Raw genomic sequence first — 16,658 nt, 5'->3', positions numbered from 1 at the left:
AATTTCTATTTAACACGATTTGCAACGGGCATTGAACTCATGCGTGGTTTATTGCGCTTGCGCACACGAACAACGGTTAACGGGAACTCGCGCTTACGTGCTACCAGATAGTACATACTACGCAGTGGTGGCGCCATTTGGCTCAGCCGAGCAAACGCAAAATCCGGACGCTTAGTCGCAGACCACATTAGTGTTGCGCCCACATAGCCCGATGCGACCACCTCAAAATTTAACAACGACAGCCAGTCGCATATGCGTGCCTTGGTAAAATAACGACCACACCATGGTAATTGCCGCAAGTTACTCGGCCATAATCCAGTTAATAATGCTGGTGATAGCGGATTAAAGCCGGCAATCACCACGTAGCCATCGGCAATTAAACTGCGACTCACTTCCCTTAATACTTGGTGTGGATCACGTTCAAATTCAAGTTGCCCGACTAAAAATACTGCATCCAACGCGGACTCAGCAAACGGCAAGTGTTCCAACTCGGCTCTAACTTTGGGCTCGGCATCCGCAGCTACTGAAAAATCATGTTGCAGTCGTAATTCCGGTAATTCTAGTTGCGCTGCTAAGTGCCCCAAGCGAGCCGAATAATAGCCAAACATTTTCGCCGTATGTGGCGCCAACGTTTCGCTTAATTGCTGCTTAAGCCATAATCCATGAGGTAACTGCTGCCAATTTAGTGGCGCCTTTGTGGCTTTTTCACGGCGTGCTGGCTTTAACATCGTTGCTTGCCCTCGTTATAATGACAACGTATAACTACGTTTATTAGCTTACGTTCGCTTACGTTCATAGGATGGTGAATTATGCACGTGTCCGCAATTCCGGCCTTTGATGATAACTACATTTGGGCCATTCAGCCATACGACGGCGCTGATGCCATTATTGTTGACCCAGGCGACGATCAGCCGGTTCGCCAATGGCTGCGCCACCACGACGTGGAAATTAGTGCCATCTTAATTACTCACCATCATTGGGACCATACCCAAGGCCTGTTACCGCTTCTTAAAGATTACCCAGTGACTGTCTACGGCCCTCATACCGACACTATCGAAGGAGTCACCAATCCGGTCGGTCATGGTGAGCGTTTTAGTTTAAGCGGCGACATACCCTTTACTGTTTTCGCGACCCCAGGTCATACTTTAGACCACATATGCTTTTACACACCGGGTCATGTGTTTGTTGGTGACACATTATTTTCTGCTGGCTGTGGCCGCATGTTTGAAGGCTCACCTGAACAGTTTTATGAATCTTTACAGTGCTTAGCTGAACTCCCCGACATGACCAGCGTCTATTGTGCACACGAATACACAGAAGCGAACGTAAAATTCGCGCTAGCAGCTGAACCAAGTAATGAAACATTGCGTCAATATGCCCAACAAGTTCGGGCACTGCGCGAACATGGGTTAAAAACGTTGCCAAGTACAATTGGCATTGAAAAAGCAATTAATCCGTTTTTACGGGCCAAAGGTTCTGAGCATTTTGCCGAGCTGCGGCGGTGGAAAGACCAGTTCTAATCCCGTAAACTGCCGACCAATTAGAGTTTTGGAATGATGTACATGAAAAAATGGATAGCACTGGCAATTTCGAGTACTTTGGCAACGGGATGCTCGTTAACGCCTTGGCAAAGCGACTCTGCTGCTAATGAAACTATACAAACAGTTCCTGCGGAGCCGGTTGCAGAGCCTGTTGAAACGAATACTTTACTCGAGGCTGAGGCTATTGCTGAGCATAGCGAAGTCGAGCCCGCAGTCATTGAGCTTACGCCTCAGCAAGAAGCCGATTTGTGGCAACGTATTCGTCGCCAGTTAACCATGGAAGCGCCTGAACTTCCGCGCTTAGTCAGTCAGCGCAATTGGTATTTAAATAACCCATATTACATGGAACGTGTAGCTAAACGCGCACAACCATTCATGTACATGATTGTGGATGAGATTGAACGTCGTGGCATGCCATTAGAGTTAGCCTTGTTACCTATTGTGGAAAGCGCATTTGATCCGTTTGCGTACTCGCACGGTCGGGCCGCAGGTGTTTGGCAATTTATTCCAGGTACAGCGCGCCACTATGGCTTAGAAATTAATTGGTGGTATGACGGCCGTCGTGATGTATACGCAGCGACGCACGCTGCTCTGGATTACCTTGATGCTTTGCAAAAACGTTTTGACGGCGACTGGCTGCATGCTTTAGCTGCGTATAACTCAGGTGAAGGCCGAGTAGCAGGCTCAATCCGCCGTAATAAGCGCGCCGGTAAACCTACCGATTTTTGGTCACTCGATCTACCGCGAGAAACTCGTGCTTACGTACCGAAGCTACTCGCACTTGCCGACATTCTCAAAAATTACGATGACTATGCCAAACATTGGCTTCCCATTGACAATAAGCCCTACTTAGCTGTTGTTGAAGCGCATAGCCAAATTGACTTAGCTAAGGCTGCAGAAATAGCTGAACTTGATCTGGACACTTTGCATCATTACAACTCAGCTTATAACCGCTGGGCTACTGACCCTGTCGGGCCACACCGTTTATTGTTGCCGATAGAAAATGCAAGTAAATTACAAACTTGGTTAGCCACCGCCGACAGTAAAGAACTCGTGCAGTGGACTCGCCACCAAGTGAAATCTGGTGAAAGTTTGTTAGTTATTGCCAAGCAATACCACACTACCGCAAAAGCAATTCAACAGGCCAATAATATTTCCGGCCATATTATTCGCGCCGGTGACCATCTATTGGTGCCTGTAGCCACACGTGACCTTGATGAATACAGCCTCTCAGCAGAACAACGCTTAGTGAGCAAGCAATCTCAATCGCGTGGCGCATACAAAGTGGAGCATGAAGTTGTTAGCGGCGACACGCTCTGGGATATTAGTCGCGAATATAATGTGAATTTACGGTCATTAGCGAGTTGGAATGGCATGGCGCCGACCGACCCACTACGCCCCGGCAAAAAATTAGTCGTTTGGTTGCCTCACTCAGAAAAGCCAGCTGGCGTTGTTCGCAGCCTTAATTATAAAGTCCGTTCGGGTGACTCGTTAGCGCGTATTGCATCGCGCTTTAATGTGAGTATTACTGACATTGAGAAATGGAATCAAATCAATCGTAATAACTACCTGCAACCGGGCCAGCAACTTAAACTATACGTTGATGTTACCCGGTTAAACACGCAGTCTTAAGCAATTAACTATTCAGCAGGTCGATTAAATCGGCCTCGCTGAGTATGGTCACCCCAAGTTGTTCCGCTTTGGTTAGTTTTGACCCAGCATTATCGCCAGCAATAACTGCAGTCGTTTTAGCCGACACACTACCCGAAACTTTTGCCCCACGAGCTTGTAAAGCATGCTTCGCTTCATCTCTCGTCATTTGGCTCAAGGTACCAGTCAACACGTAAGTATTACCAGCTAAGGTTGCTTCGCTCTGTGTTAATTTCTCAACCGCCGGCCAATGGATACCAAGTTCCAGTAATTCGTTAATAACCTCTTGGTTATGAGGTTCGCGGAAGAATTGGTATATATGGCTAGCGACCACAGTTCCTACGTCGCTGACGGCTTCTAGTTCTTCAATATTGGCGTTGCTTAACGCTTCTAGCGACGCAAAATGAGATGCTAAGTTTGCCGCTGTCGCCTCGCCAACTTCACGAATACCTAGTGCATACAAAAACCTCGGTAAGGTTGTTGTTTTACTAGCCGCTATTGCAGCACTGATTTTTTCAGCCGACTTTTCGCCCATACGAGGTAACTGCGCCAATTCTCGAACCGACAAACGGAAGAGATCAGCGGGTGATTTTACCCACTCACGTTCCACTAACTGTTCAACCAGCTTATCGCCAAGCCCATCTATGTCCATAGCCTTTCGAGCGGCAAAATGCTTAATGGCCTCACGTCGCTGCGCGGCACAAATCAACCCACCAGTGCAGCGTGCAACGGCTTCACCTTCAGCCCGTTCTACGTGGGAATCGCATACCGGACAATGCTGCGGAAATTCAATTTTTTGGGTGCTTTCGGGGCGGCGCTCAAACACGACTTGCACAACTTGTGGAATAACGTCTCCAGCGCGCCTAATAATCACAGTGTCGCCTATGCGAATATCCAAGCGCGCTATTTCGTCGGCGTTATGTAACGTCGCATTAGAAACGGTTACCCCACCCACGGCAACGGGCTCAAGCCGAGCTACCGGGGTAATAGCGCCGGTACGGCCAACTTGGAAATCGACACCGCGAATCACAGTTAACTCTTCTTGCGCGGGAAATTTCCAGGCAATGGCCCAACGCGGAGCTCGGGAAACAAAGCCTAAGTCTTGCTGCAGGGCAATACTGTTCACCTTAAGTACGATGCCATCAATTTCATAACGCAATTTTGCTCGACGCGCCAAGATATCATCGTAATACGTTTTACAAGCGCTACTTTGCGCCACTACTTTTACTTCGTCGCTAATAGGCAGCCCCCAATTTTGTAATTGTTCAAGGCGGCCAAAATGCGTGTCAGCTAAATCAATGTCGTCGCTAACAACGCCCATGCTATAGGCATAAAAATGCAACGGTCGCTTGGCTGTAATGCGAGAATCGAGTTGGCGCAAACTACCCGCTGCGGCATTTCGTGGGTTGGCAAAGGTTTTTTCACCCGCAGCAAGCGCTTTCTCATTGTATTTTTCAAATGCGTTGGTCGGCATAAACACCTCGCCGCGCACTTCTACACGTGCTGGAAAATCACCCTGCAATTGCAGTGGAACATTGCGAATTGTACGCACGTTAGCGGTAATGTCTTCGCCTGTTTGACCGTCACCACGAGTGGCAGCACGCACTAATTCACCGCCTTCATACAGAATACTAACGGCTGCGCCATCAAGTTTGGGCTCACAACAAAAGGCAATTGCTGTCGCGCTATCTAAACGCTCTGCCACGCGTGTTGCAAAAGCCTCAAACTCTTCCGAAGAAAATGCATTATCAAGGCTCAGCATGGGCGTTTCGTGGGTAACTTGGGTGAATGCATCTAGCGCTTGGCCACCCACTTTTTGCGAGGGTGACGCATCACTTTGCAGTTCGGGGTGCCGTTTTTCTAATTCAACCAACTCTCGAAACAGGCGATCATATTCGGCATCAGGCACCGTTGGCTGATCGAGTTCGTAGTACTCACGGTTATAACGTGTTAACAACGCCCGTAACTGCGTGACTCGCTGCTCTGCGTGAGAGCTCGTAGCGCTTTCTTCTTCAAATAAATCTCTGTTCATGGTGTCCGTTTAGCTTGAATGTTTGATCAGCCGTTTACGTTCAAATTCACGTATTCGCTGATGAATGTGCTGCACCGCTTGGCGAGTCAAAGGATTACGATGCTCGTCGAGCACCTGCCCGCGCCCTACTGCAGCAGCTAGCTTCACTGCGGCGTTATGCATCATGTTAAATGCCTGCAGCGAGTTGCTTTTTATTGGTAAGGCCAAAAACAGGGCGACGCCGTCTGTTTGGAAGGTTTCTATGGAGTCGATGTTAAAGCTGCCCGGGTTATACATGTTTGCTAAGCTGAACAACACAGCGCCATTTCCAGCGGTATCTACGTGGCGGTGGAATATGTCGAAATCACCGAACTTAAAACCAAGCTCGGTCATTTGTTGCAACAATACAGCCCCCTGAATATCTCCGCTTACGTGCAGGACAATAACTTCGTCCGGTTCGTCATTAAGCATTGGCTCGTCATCGCTTCGTTCAAGCGGTAGTTCCATACTTTGCTGAGATGGTTGCGATGCATTTGTCGTTGTTGTTTGCGACGCGCGCGATGATTCAGCGCTAGGTTTGCTATCCGCTTTTCGTGTGGCACTTGCCGGCGCAGGCTCTGCAGATTTTGTCTGCGACCGCTCAAGTAACTCCTCGTGCTCGACTTTCACTTCTGGTAAATCAAGTTCAGGCTCATCGTCACTGGCTCGAATAGCGACTTCGGGCTGAACCTCATGTTCTGCAGCCTTATGACTTTTCGCTTCAGGCACCTCGTCAATCGACTCTAAACGAGGCTCAGGAATACTCTCGGCGGCTTTTCGCGGTGCGCTTTTAACGACCCGAACGGCGCCAACACCATCATCATCAAAGCCTTGGCTGTCCACTTGTCGACGCTTTTGTTCGATTATTTCGGCGCGCTGTTGCTGCGCTTTTTCATTGCGCCGAATGGTCCATATACCGTGACCGATAATCGCGGCGATTAGCACTAACCCGATGATACTAAAAACTATCTGCATCGTACTCATATCATGCAACTCACTTGCCTAATCGTAATTGTTGTTAAGACGCTTCAGTAAGCGCCACGGCTTCATCTATATCCACAGCAACTAGCCGCGACACTCCAGCTTCTTGCATGGTTACCCCAGCTAAGTGGGACGCCATTTCCATCGCCACTTTATTATGGCTAATATAAATAAATTGTACGCTCGCAGACATTTCCTCAACTAATCGACAGAATCGCCCCACGTTAGCGTCGTCTAGCGGCGCGTCCACTTCATCGAGCAAACAGAACGGCGCCGGATTTAAACGAAATATGGCAAAAACTAATGATAAAGCGGTCAGCGCTTTTTCACCACCCGAAAGCAAGTGAATTGTGCTGTTTTTCTTACCCGGCGGCCGCGCCATAATGCTCACACCGGTTTCCAACAGGTCGTCGTCGGTCAGTTCTAAGTAGGCACTGCCGCCGCCAAACACTTTTGGAAACAACTCTTGCAACCCGCTATTTACTGCATCGTATGTGGTGCGGAAACGATGTCGCGTTTCTTTGTCAATTTTTCGAATAGCCGTTTCAAGAGTTTCCAATGCCGCCGATAAATCGTCGTTTTGCTGATCCAGATATTGCTTGCGCTCTGCGAGGGTTTCCGCTTCCTCGATGGCTGCTAAGTTAATGGCTCCAAGACGTTGGATGGCGTTTTGTAAACGCTCCAATTCTGTTTGCCAAGCTTTTTCATCTGCGGTTTCAGGCAACTGCTCAAGCACTGGTTTTAATGGTTGGTTCATTTCTTGTAGCACGGCCAATACGTTGCGAGTGCGCTCTTGCAGCGCAGCAAGCTCCATTTGGCTACTTTGCAATTGCGCGCGAACTTTTTCCACTTGTCCATGCACACCTTGTGCGCCTTGGCTAATTTCACGAATTTTAGCTTCTTGTTCGCTTAAGGTATTCGCCCACGTACGCCGCTCTTCGTCCACCTGCTCGCGCGTTTGCAACAGTTCCTCAAGCTGCATGGCTAACAGCTCAAGCTGCTCTTGGCCTTCAACATCGGGTTCATTTAACTGTTGTAACTGTTCGTGTAATTGCTGCTGTTGCTGCGCAACACGACTTATCAGCGTTTGATGGTGTTGCAACTGGGTTTGCGCCTGCTGCAGTTGCATGGTCAATTGTTGTAACTGTTGTTGCGCGGTCGTTAAAGCATCTCGCGATTGCTGCCGCGCCAACTGCAGTTCACTGCGTTTTGCTTGCCAACTATCGTCATCGCCGGTGGGTTGCTGTTCGCTTAGCTGCAATAGCTGCTGCTCAACCTCTTGCTGGGTCAAAGCGAGCGTTTCTTGCTCTTGCTGCCATTGCTCGCATTGCTCGCTCAATTGTTGCTGCTTAAGCCCTAACGCTTGCGCTTGTTGCTGCTGCCACTTCAGTTTTTCTTGGCGGCTTGCTAGCTGCGCCTGCACCTCTCGTAGGTTATCTTGAGTCTGGCTATGTTGGTGTTGCACTTCTTCAAGTTGTTGCTGTAGCTGTTGGCGTTGCTGCTCAATGGTCGCTAAGCGTTGTTCTGCTTGTTGCTGTGACGCCAGCACATCAGCCAGCTCTTGTTGTTGCGCGAGCTGGCTGTCTGCGGCAGTAAAATTCGCTACCTGAAAACCACCGCGATGTAGCCATTGGCCTTGTGCCGTTATCCAAGCGTCATTAGGCGTTGCGCTATCTGCATTGTCGACACAGGTTATGCCCTGCAATAATGCCCACCGCGCCAATGGCCCCGTCACTTTACTTGCCAAGCTAGTCGCTGCAACGTTACGAGTGCTTAGGGTAATTAGACGCGCACCGAGCTGCTGTGGCCATTGGGCGGGTAATTTTTCTACCACCCAAGCATCTAGCCAAGGGGCAATAACTTGTTCAACGGCCAGTTGCCAGTCGGTATCGGCTTGCAGCAAGTCTCGAACCTGCCCGAGTGGCTTGATGTTGTGTTGTTGCAGCCATTGCTGTACGGCCGCTGGCCAGTCTTGCGCTTGAGCGGCTTTTAATAAATGTTCCAAGGAGCTTTGGCGCCCGAGCAGCTGTTGTTGAGTCGACTTTTGTTCGTCGCGCTCAACGAATAGTTGCTCAAGTTCAGCGTGCAATTGCTGTTGTTGTGATTGCGCTTGCAGAACACGCTGCTGCTGCAATTCAGCGTGTTCTGTCAGTTTCGCAATTTGCGTTTGCAAATCGCTGCTGTCTAATTGCTGTTGTTCGCGTTGCAATTCGTCAATGGCGGTTTTAGCGCGAGTTAATTCGTCGCTAAGTCGCTGTTGCTGATGTTCTAAGCGCTGCTGCTGCAATTGTAACTGCTGTTGTTGTTCACGGCGGCGCTGCAATGCATCAAGGTGTTGCTGATAGTCGTCTTGCCACTTTAACCAAGCCGACTCATCCTGCTCAAATCGTTCACTCGCTGCTGCAACTGTTTGCTCTGCCGCTTCATGTTGTGGCTGCAGTTCAATCACCGTGGCTTCAAGCTCTTCGCGCTGTAGTTGATCATCAGCAAGGGTTTGCTGCAACTGACTCAGCTCAGCCTGTAATTGTGCCCGCCGCTGTTCGCGCTGTTGCAGTTGTTGGCGTTGCGTTTGTAGTTGATGTTCGGTACGAGTAACGTCATTGCCTAGCTGATAATATTGCTGCTGCACGGCATCTAACTTTTGCTTACTTTCTTCAGCTTGCTCACGCAACTCCGTCGTGCCACGTTCGCTCCCGCGCTGTTCCGCCAGCCACCGCTCGAGCTCTGTTTCTTGTTCACGAATCTTGGCCCGAATAGATTCAGCTTGTTGCTCTTGTGCTAACCAGCGCAGTGCTTGCAACTCGGCTTTGTACTTGCGCTCTTGTGCTTTTAAATCTTTGTAGCGGCGAGCAGCTGCGGCTTGGCGTTGCAATTTATCTAATTGACTTCCTAGTTCGTCACGCACATCGTTTAAACGATCAAGGTTATCGCGCGTGTGCTGCATACGGTTTTCAGTTTCGCGGCGGCGCTCTTTGTATTTCGAAATACCTGCCGCTTCTTCAAGAAATACACGCAGCTCTTGGGGTTTTGACTCAATCAGCCGTGAAATCATGCCCTGCTCAATTATGGCGTAGCTACGTGGGCCTAAACCTGTGCCTAAAAACAAGTCTGTGATGTCACGTCGTCGACACTTGCTGCCATTTAAAAAATAATCCGAACGGCCGTCGCGAGTGACGAGACGCTTGACAGAAATCTCAGCATAATTGGCATATTCGCCTTGAATACGCCCCGATGTATTATCGAAAACTAACTCAACACTGGCTTGTGAAACCGGTTTGCGCGCATTCGAACCGTTAAAAATAACGTCCGTCATAGCATCGCCGCGCAAGTTCTTCGCTGAACTCTCGCCAAGCACCCAGCGTACCGCATCGATAACATTTGATTTGCCACAACCATTAGGCCCTACCACACAGGTCATTTGGTGCGGGAAGGGTACTTTTGTGGGGTCGACAAATGATTTAAAGCCAACCAGTTTTATATGTTTTAGGCGCATTTATAGTCGTTATACGTTCGCTACCAGTTAAAGATATGGTTGTTCGTGCTAAATGGCTTCGACATTAGCAGATAATCAGCTATTTTGTAACAGATTTACACGTTCTAGAACAATCTCAATAAGATAATATTTACTTACAGTTCGCTGTGAAATCAATTGGCTGACTGCGTTATAATCAGCCATAACGAATCATATGAAACAGCAAAGGATGTCTATGCCGGTTTATAGTGAATTTGGTGGCAGTTATGTGGCCCGAGGTTTTGAGCTCGCCTTTCAAAAAGGTGTGCGCCGTTACGTTTGGATACCTTTACTGATCAATGTCGTGCTATTTAGTGTCGCTATTTATTACACCTTTCATTACGCGACTATGTGGGTGGCTGACCTCAAGGCATGGCTACCTAGCTATTTACAATGGCTAGAAGTATTACTGTGGCCGTTGGTTGTGATTGGGGTGGTGTTGGTATTCGCACTTACCTTTACCAGTGTTGCCAATATTATTGCGTCCCCTTTTAATAGCTTGCTCGCCGAAAAAGTAGAATATAAGCTCACCGGTATTGCCCCTGTTGACGGTGGTATTAGCGGTATGGTGCGTGATATTCCGCGGATTATTGGCCGCGAGCTACAAAAAATCATCTATTTTTTACCCCGAATTATTGGGTTTGGCCTACTGCTACTGTTCGTTCCAATAATTGGTCAACTGCTGTGGTTTCTATTTGGCGGTTGGATGATGACCATTCAGTATGCCGACTACCCCTTCGACAACCACAAAGTGCCGTTTCGAACCATGCGCGCTGAACTCTGGCAACGCTCCGGAAAAAGCCTTAGCTTTGGCTGTATTGTCGCGGTTCTCGCCAGTATTCCTGTCGTTAACTTGGTGATGATTCCAGTCGCGGTTTGCGGCGCCACGGCAATGTGGGTAGATCACATAAGATTCGCGACGAATGACACTATGAAATAGCTCTCGACCTGTTTATAATTTTTTAACATGTTAAGCAATCGAGCAGTGTTGCAGAATGAAAAATCAGATTTCGTTGGGGCACCTTATGATGTCGCTGGTGGGCATGCTACTCATGTGCACCGCGGGCAGTGCCCTCGCGACAGCAGACAGTCTTAAACCGAATCGACCAGCAGACGACTACATCCTCTGGTCGGCCAATGTCGCACCGCCCTTTCATATTATTGACGGTGAACTTGCTCACCAAGGTGTTTGCGATGTGCTTGTCGACTCATTCAAGCGTGTAATGCCAAATACACAACACCAAGTAGAATACTTGCCCCAAGCGCGAATTGGTATGTTGTGGGAGAATGAGCAAAACTTGTGTTACCCGTGTATGATTCACCGCCCGGCTAATGACCAACAGTTAATTATTTATTCAGAACCAACCCACGACTACCCATCACACGGAATTATTACTCGCCCAGCCCTCGCCGACACTTTAACTAAAAAGTATGGCAACCCGGTTGATCTTGAGTTGATGCTAGCTGATCGTAGTTATAGATTCGTTCAGCCCATTGGCCGTATGTACGGGCAGTTACAAAGTTTACTTGAACAATACGTGCTAGATACGTCACTACACCTTGATTTAACGAGCGATAACGCGAACACCGCCATGCTATCCATGATTCTTCGCGAGCGCATTGATTTCACGATTGATTACCCAATGATCAAAGCTTATTACGAACAAACCGAAGGCGGAAATTTAGCTTTCCTACCCATTGCTCAGTTAGCTGGAGAACGTATCAAAGGCGCTGTAGCCTGCACTCGCAATGACTGGGGTTCAGAAGTAATACAGCGTATAAATTCGGCCATTCCACAAGTACAGCAAGACCCAGCTTTTCAACAAACTTTGAAACAGTGGTTAGAGCCAATTCAGCCGTGATATAATCTGCGCTTCGTTTTAATAAGCACATGAGCGCACAATGACTGTTGAACAATTTACCCCGAACACCTCGTCAAACTCGGCAAAAATAGGTTTTGTTAGCCTTGGCTGCCCGAAAAACTTGGTGGACTCTGAGCGTATTCTTACCCAACTTCGCACCGAAGGGTACGATATCGTTAACAGTTACGACAATGCCGATATGGTTATTGTAAATACCTGCGGCTTTATTGACTCGGCCGTTCAAGAGTCGCTTGACGCCATTGGTGAAGCATTAAACGAAAATGGCAAAGTTATAGTCACTGGGTGTCTTGGCGCTAAAGACGATGAAATTCGTGAAGTACACCCCAATGTGCTGGCTATTACTGGTCCGCATGCCTATGAAGAAGTGATGGGGCATGTACATCAACATGTGCCTAAACCTGAAAAAATTCCATTTGAAAACTTAGTGCCAGAAACTGGGGTGAAACTGACACCACGGCATTTTGCGTATTTGAAAATATCTGAAGGCTGCAACCATCGTTGTACGTTCTGTATTATTCCTTCCATGCGCGGCGACTTAGTGAGCCGACCAATTGGTGACGTATTAAACGAAGCCCAGCGCTTAGCCAATGCTGGTGTCAAAGAGCTACTAGTTATCTCACAAGACACCAGCGCTTATGGCGTTGATGTAAAGCACAAAACTGGGTTTTGGGATGGCCAACCGGTAAAAACCAGCATGCAAGCACTGTGCGAAGCATTGGGTAAGCTCGGTATTTGGGTTCGTCTGCACTATGTCTACCCTTATCCATCGGTTGACGACGTTATTCCATTAATGGCTGAAGGTAAGCTGCTGCCTTATTTGGATATTCCGTTACAGCATGCGAATAAGCGCATTTTACGCCTCATGAAGCGTCCAGGCTCAGCTGAGCGCACTCTTGAGCGCATTCAAAAATGGCGTGAAATTTGCCCTGACTTGACCATTCGCAGCACCTTTATTGTTGGCTTTCCGGGTGAAACTGAAGAAGAATTTGAAGAGCTGCTGCAATTTTTACGCGAAGCACAACTTGACCGCGTTGGTTGCTTCACCTACTCAGACGTTGAAGGCGCCAAAGCCAACGAGTTACCCGACCCGGTTCCCGAGCATATCAAGCAAGAACGCTATGCGCGTTTTATGGAAGTGCAGCAACAAATTAGTGCGGCACGTTTACAAGCTAAAATCGGCCGCACCCTGCGCGTGCTCATTGACGAAGTTGATAACGAAGGGGCCATTGGCCGCAGCTATGCTGATGCACCTGAAATTGACGGCTTAGTTTACTTAAATGGTGAACAGAACGTCGCACCTGGTGACATGGTCGACGTGTTGATTGAACATGCCGATGAATATGATTTATGGGGGACGGTGCAGCGTTAATAGTTATCACGCTGACACCTAGCTCGTGCACCGTAAGGCAAGTGAATATTTCACTTGCCTTTATTTTTAGCGGCTCTATTATTTACTCATCTATTGGCAAGTTCTGTTTCTTAAGCTTAAAGGAAAATAAACGGCTTTATGCTGAACTATACGCGTAGCGTTTTTATTACTGTTCTAACCTTACCTAGTTAAGCCGGGCGTACTTTCTTACGTCCGGCACATTGTGCTGTTTCCGCACACCAAACATCAAATAACTACTTCATAAACAACCAATCGTTACGGGCTAATTTATTTTCGTGATGAACGAGGAAAATATCATGAATCAACCGGATATTATGATCACACAACATGATCTTGACCAAATTGAAGGCTTGCTTGCTATACAAACCAAAAAACCTGACTGTGTTGATGCGCTTGAAGGCGAACTTGCCCGTGCCAAGGTGGTTAAGTCTGCAGAATTACCTGAAAATGTGGTTGCTATTGGCAGTACGGTAACCTTCAAAATTGTGGCAACAGGTGCCACCTTCACTAAGGTACTCTGTCTGCCGCGCGATGCAGAACAGGTTGAGAGCGGAATTTCGGTGTTTGCCCCAATCGGAGCTGCAATTTTGGGCTTAGCTGAAGGCCAACAAATTGAGTGGGACAGCCCTCGTGGCCGGCAGAGAATCGAGATAATAAAAGTAGCGCACGGTTAACCGTGCGCTTTTTTATGAATCATCATCATCTTTGTCATCACTGTTTAATAACTTGCGATCAATTTGTTTTGATGACTGCACACCAAGTTTTTTAAAGTTCTCAACTCGGCCAACTAAATTACCACGTCCGCTCGAGAGCTTATTCATCGCCCCATCATAATGCTTACGAACACTGTCTATGGCGTTGCCAATTTTTTGCATATCGTCAATAAAACCAACAAACTTGTCATAGAGTTTGGTCGCTTCATTGGCAATAACCTGCGCATTTTGGTTCTGATATTCATATTGCCAAATGTTATTAACGGTACGCAGTGCAACTAGCAAATTAGTCGGGCTTACCAACATAATATTGTTATCGAGTGCTAAGCGAATCAACTCTGGGTCGCGGTCAACAGCTAACAAAAACGCTGGCTCAATAGGAATAAACATCAATACGTAATCAAGCGTTCGAACACTTTCCAATTGCTGGTAGTTCTTCTTACCTAGCCCTTTAATATGATTACGCAGTGAGGTGACGTGATCATTCATAGCGCTTTCGCGCTCGGCCTCATCATCACTGTTGAAATAACGCTCATAAGCTACGAGCGACACTTTGGAATCGATAACCACGTCTTTGTCGTTTGGCAAGTGCACCACAACGTCAGGCTTAAAGCTTTTGCCGTCTTCGTCACGATGATGAGACTGGGTTTCGTATTCTTGCCCTTCACGCAAGCCAGATTGATTAAGAATACGCTCTAACACCACCTCTCCCCAAGTACCTTGGGCTTTGGTGTCACCTTTTAGTGCACGGGTTAAGGCTTCGGCTTCAGCGGCCATTTGCTTGTTCAAGTCGCGTAACGAGTTCACTTGCTCGGTTAGCGCTGAACGTTGCTTGAGCTCTTCTGTGTACTGCTGAGTTACTTGGGTTTTAAATGCTTCAAGCTGCTGTTTAAACGGCGCCAGCGTAGTTTCTAAGGTTTGCTTGCTATTGGCTTGTAAACGCTCAGATTTCTGTTCAAAAATTTGCTGCGCTAAGCGCTCAAATTCTTTCTTTAAGCGCTCTTCACTGGCTTCTAATAGCTGTTGCTTTTCCGTCGCGTTCTGCAATTTAGCGCCAAGCTCGGCACGTACCGCGGCCAGCTCTGCCTGCAAATTACTACGTAGCTGCTGAGTGTGCTGCAATTGTTCAGTCACCGAGTTTAGCCGAGTTTCGTAGGCATCTCGTTGCTGCTGCAATTGCTCACGGGCATCGTTAAGTTGGCTGGCCAACATTTTTTGCCGCGGCCCTAACCACAGCCAGCCTATAGCGCCCCCAATAATAGCAGCGGCGCTAACCGCTGCTACCACATGCCAAAGCTCCAGACTAAGCATCAGCGGCTTCCAGCTTCACGCGCCAAATAGCAGGCCCTGTTTCGTGCGCATTTTCGCCCGTGCTGTCTACCGCCACAGTTACTGGCATGTCTTCTACGTCAAACTCATAAATGGCTTCCATACCTAAGTCTTCAAAGGCAACCACACGAGCCTTTTTAATCGCTTTAGCCACCAAATAAGCAGCACCGCCCACCGCCATTAAATACACCGCTTTATGTTGCTTAATACTCTCTACGGTAGCTGGGCCACGCTCAGCTTTACCAATCATGCCCAAAATACCGGTTTTATCGAGCATCATGTCGGTGAACTTATCCATCCGCGTGGCTGTTGTTGGGCCGGCAGGGCCAACCACTTCGTCACCGACAGGGTCCACTGGGCCAACGTAGTAAATGAACTTGTTGGTAAAGTCGACTGGCAATTGCTCGCCGCGATCAAGCATGTCTTTTATACGTTTGTGCGCAGCATCGCGACCGGTCAGCATTTTGCCTGAGAGCAACACCGTTTCGCCGGTTTTCCAGCTTTCAATATCGGCTTGAGTCACCGTGTCCAAGTTCACTCGACGTGCATCGTCACCAAGTTCAAAAGTAATATCCGGCCAGTCTTCTAATTTCGGTGGCTGCAAATCTGCCGGCCCCGAGCCGTCGAGCACAAAGTGCGCGTGACGCGTTGCCGCACAGTTTGGAATGAGGGTTACCGGCTTGGAGGCCGCATGGGTTGGTGCGCTTTTAATTTTCACGTCCATAACTGTTGTCACGCCGCCTAAACCTTGTGCACCAATACCAAGTTTATTCACACGGTGATAAATTTCTAAACGCAGTTCTTCTTCGGCATTTTGTGGGCCACGATCAAGTAGCTCTTGAATATCGACAGGGTCCATCAGCGCTTCTTTTGCTAATACAGCTGATTTTTCAGCTGTGCCGCCAATACCCAAGCCAATCATTCCTGGCGGGCACCAGCCGGCACCCAATTTAGGCATGGTTTCGACCACCCAATCAGCGATATTATCACTGGGGTTAAGCATAACCATTTTGGATTTATTCTCTGAACCGCCCCCTTTGGCAGCAATCATCACTTCAATGTTGTCGCCCGGCACCATATCAATATGCACCACAGCTGGCGTATTGTCGCCAGTGTTTTTGCGCTTACCTGCAGGGTCGGCAACAATAGAAGCGCGCAGCGGGTTCTCTGGGTTGGTATAAGCACGACGTGTACCCTCATCCACCATTTGCTGCACAGTCATATCGGTTTTGTCCCATTGCACCCCCATACCTACTTTAACAAAGCAGGTGACAATACCGGTGTCTTGGCAAATTGGACGATGACCTTGAGCCGACATCCGTGAATTGGTAAGTACTTGGGCAATGGCGTTCTTCGCCGCGTCACTTTGTTCGCGGTGGTAGGCTTTTTCTAGCGCCTGTACGAAATCTAGCGGGTGATAATACGAAATGTACTGCAACGCATCTTCAATGCTTTCAATAAAGTCTGCCTGACGAATAATAGCCATGAATACCTCGGAATTCGCTTAAGTTTCAATTTCAGGGGGTAACGTAAAGTTGACGCTATCATAGCCTTTTGTCACCACGCTGACCAGTTTTCAGCACAGCTTCTTACACAGATTATGATATGCT

General features: G+C 48.2%; 12 protein-coding genes. 6 read left to right on the top strand and 6 right to left on the bottom strand.

The window, feature by feature from the left end; translation table 11 throughout:
- Positions 1–5: 5 nt before the first annotated feature.
- Complete coding sequence (locus ASC40_RS04860; protein ID WP_055438656.1) at positions 6–728, bottom strand: methyltransferase domain-containing protein; 723 nt, start codon at positions 726–728, stop codon at positions 6–8.
- An 81-nt stretch (positions 729–809) separates the two neighbouring features.
- On the opposite strand from ASC40_RS04860, the gene gloB reads away from it, so the two are divergent.
- The gene (gloB, locus tag ASC40_RS04855; protein WP_055438655.1) at positions 810–1,520 is read left to right on the top strand and encodes a hydroxyacylglutathione hydrolase; all 711 of its coding nucleotides are present in this window, start codon (positions 810–812) and stop codon (positions 1,518–1,520) included.
- Positions 1,521–1,556: 36 nt separating this feature from the next.
- Positions 1,557–3,173, top strand: coding sequence for a LysM peptidoglycan-binding domain-containing protein (locus ASC40_RS04850; protein WP_141656113.1), 1,617 nt, complete (start codon positions 1,557–1,559; stop codon positions 3,171–3,173).
- Positions 3,174–3,177: 4 nt separating this feature from the next.
- Here ASC40_RS04850 and ligA read toward each other — a convergent pair whose 3' ends face one another.
- From ligA to smc, 3 genes are read right to left on the bottom strand one after another with little or no spacing between them, the layout of a single operon-like run.
- On the bottom strand, positions 3,178–5,223 hold the full coding sequence (gene ligA / locus ASC40_RS04845) for an NAD-dependent DNA ligase LigA (protein ID WP_055438653.1): 2,046 nt from the start codon (positions 5,221–5,223) through the stop codon (positions 3,178–3,180).
- 9 nt (positions 5,224–5,232) lie between these two features.
- Positions 5,233–6,225, bottom strand: coding sequence for a cell division protein ZipA (gene zipA, locus ASC40_RS04840; protein WP_072243383.1), 993 nt, complete (start codon positions 6,223–6,225; stop codon positions 5,233–5,235).
- A 34-nt stretch (positions 6,226–6,259) separates the two neighbouring features.
- Positions 6,260–9,715, bottom strand: a complete 3,456-nt coding sequence (gene smc / locus ASC40_RS04835) for a chromosome segregation protein SMC (protein WP_055438651.1) — start codon at positions 9,713–9,715, stop codon at positions 6,260–6,262.
- Positions 9,716–9,908: 193 nt separating this feature from the next.
- Between smc and cysZ the strand changes: the two genes are divergently transcribed.
- From cysZ to rnk, 4 genes are all read left to right on the top strand, one after another.
- Entirely contained in the window at positions 9,909–10,673 is a 765-nt protein-coding gene (gene cysZ / locus ASC40_RS04830; protein WP_245622210.1) for a sulfate transporter CysZ, read from the top strand.
- Between the two features lie 55 nt (positions 10,674–10,728).
- Positions 10,729–11,595: a hypothetical protein gene (locus ASC40_RS04825; protein WP_141656109.1), complete on the top strand. Its 867-nt coding sequence runs from the start codon at positions 10,729–10,731 to the stop codon at positions 11,593–11,595.
- Between the two features lie 40 nt (positions 11,596–11,635).
- Positions 11,636–12,985: a 30S ribosomal protein S12 methylthiotransferase RimO gene (gene rimO / locus ASC40_RS04820; protein ID WP_055438649.1), complete on the top strand. Its 1,350-nt coding sequence runs from the start codon at positions 11,636–11,638 to the stop codon at positions 12,983–12,985.
- Positions 12,986–13,302: 317 nt separating this feature from the next.
- Positions 13,303–13,680: a nucleoside diphosphate kinase regulator gene (gene rnk / locus ASC40_RS04815; RefSeq protein ID WP_055438648.1), complete on the top strand. Its 378-nt coding sequence runs from the start codon at positions 13,303–13,305 to the stop codon at positions 13,678–13,680.
- Between the two features lie 12 nt (positions 13,681–13,692).
- Here rnk and rmuC read toward each other — a convergent pair whose 3' ends face one another.
- A complete protein-coding gene (rmuC, locus tag ASC40_RS04810) occupies positions 13,693–15,030 on the bottom strand; it encodes a DNA recombination protein RmuC (protein WP_055438647.1) in 1,338 nt (445 codons plus the stop codon).
- Positions 15,023–16,534 (bottom strand): fumarate hydratase, encoded by a 1,512-nt coding sequence (locus ASC40_RS04805; RefSeq protein WP_055438646.1) that lies wholly within the window; start codon positions 16,532–16,534, stop codon positions 15,023–15,025. The genes rmuC and ASC40_RS04805 overlap by 8 nt, the downstream gene beginning before the upstream one ends.
- Positions 16,535–16,658 lie beyond the last annotated feature (124 nt).

This window comes from Pseudidiomarina woesei, from assembly GCF_001418345.1.
GTDB classification, from domain to species: domain Bacteria; phylum Pseudomonadota; class Gammaproteobacteria; order Enterobacterales; family Alteromonadaceae; genus Pseudidiomarina; species Pseudidiomarina woesei.
The sequence above is the reverse complement of the archived record's forward strand: the minus strand, read 5'-3'. Positions and strand labels throughout refer to the sequence as shown.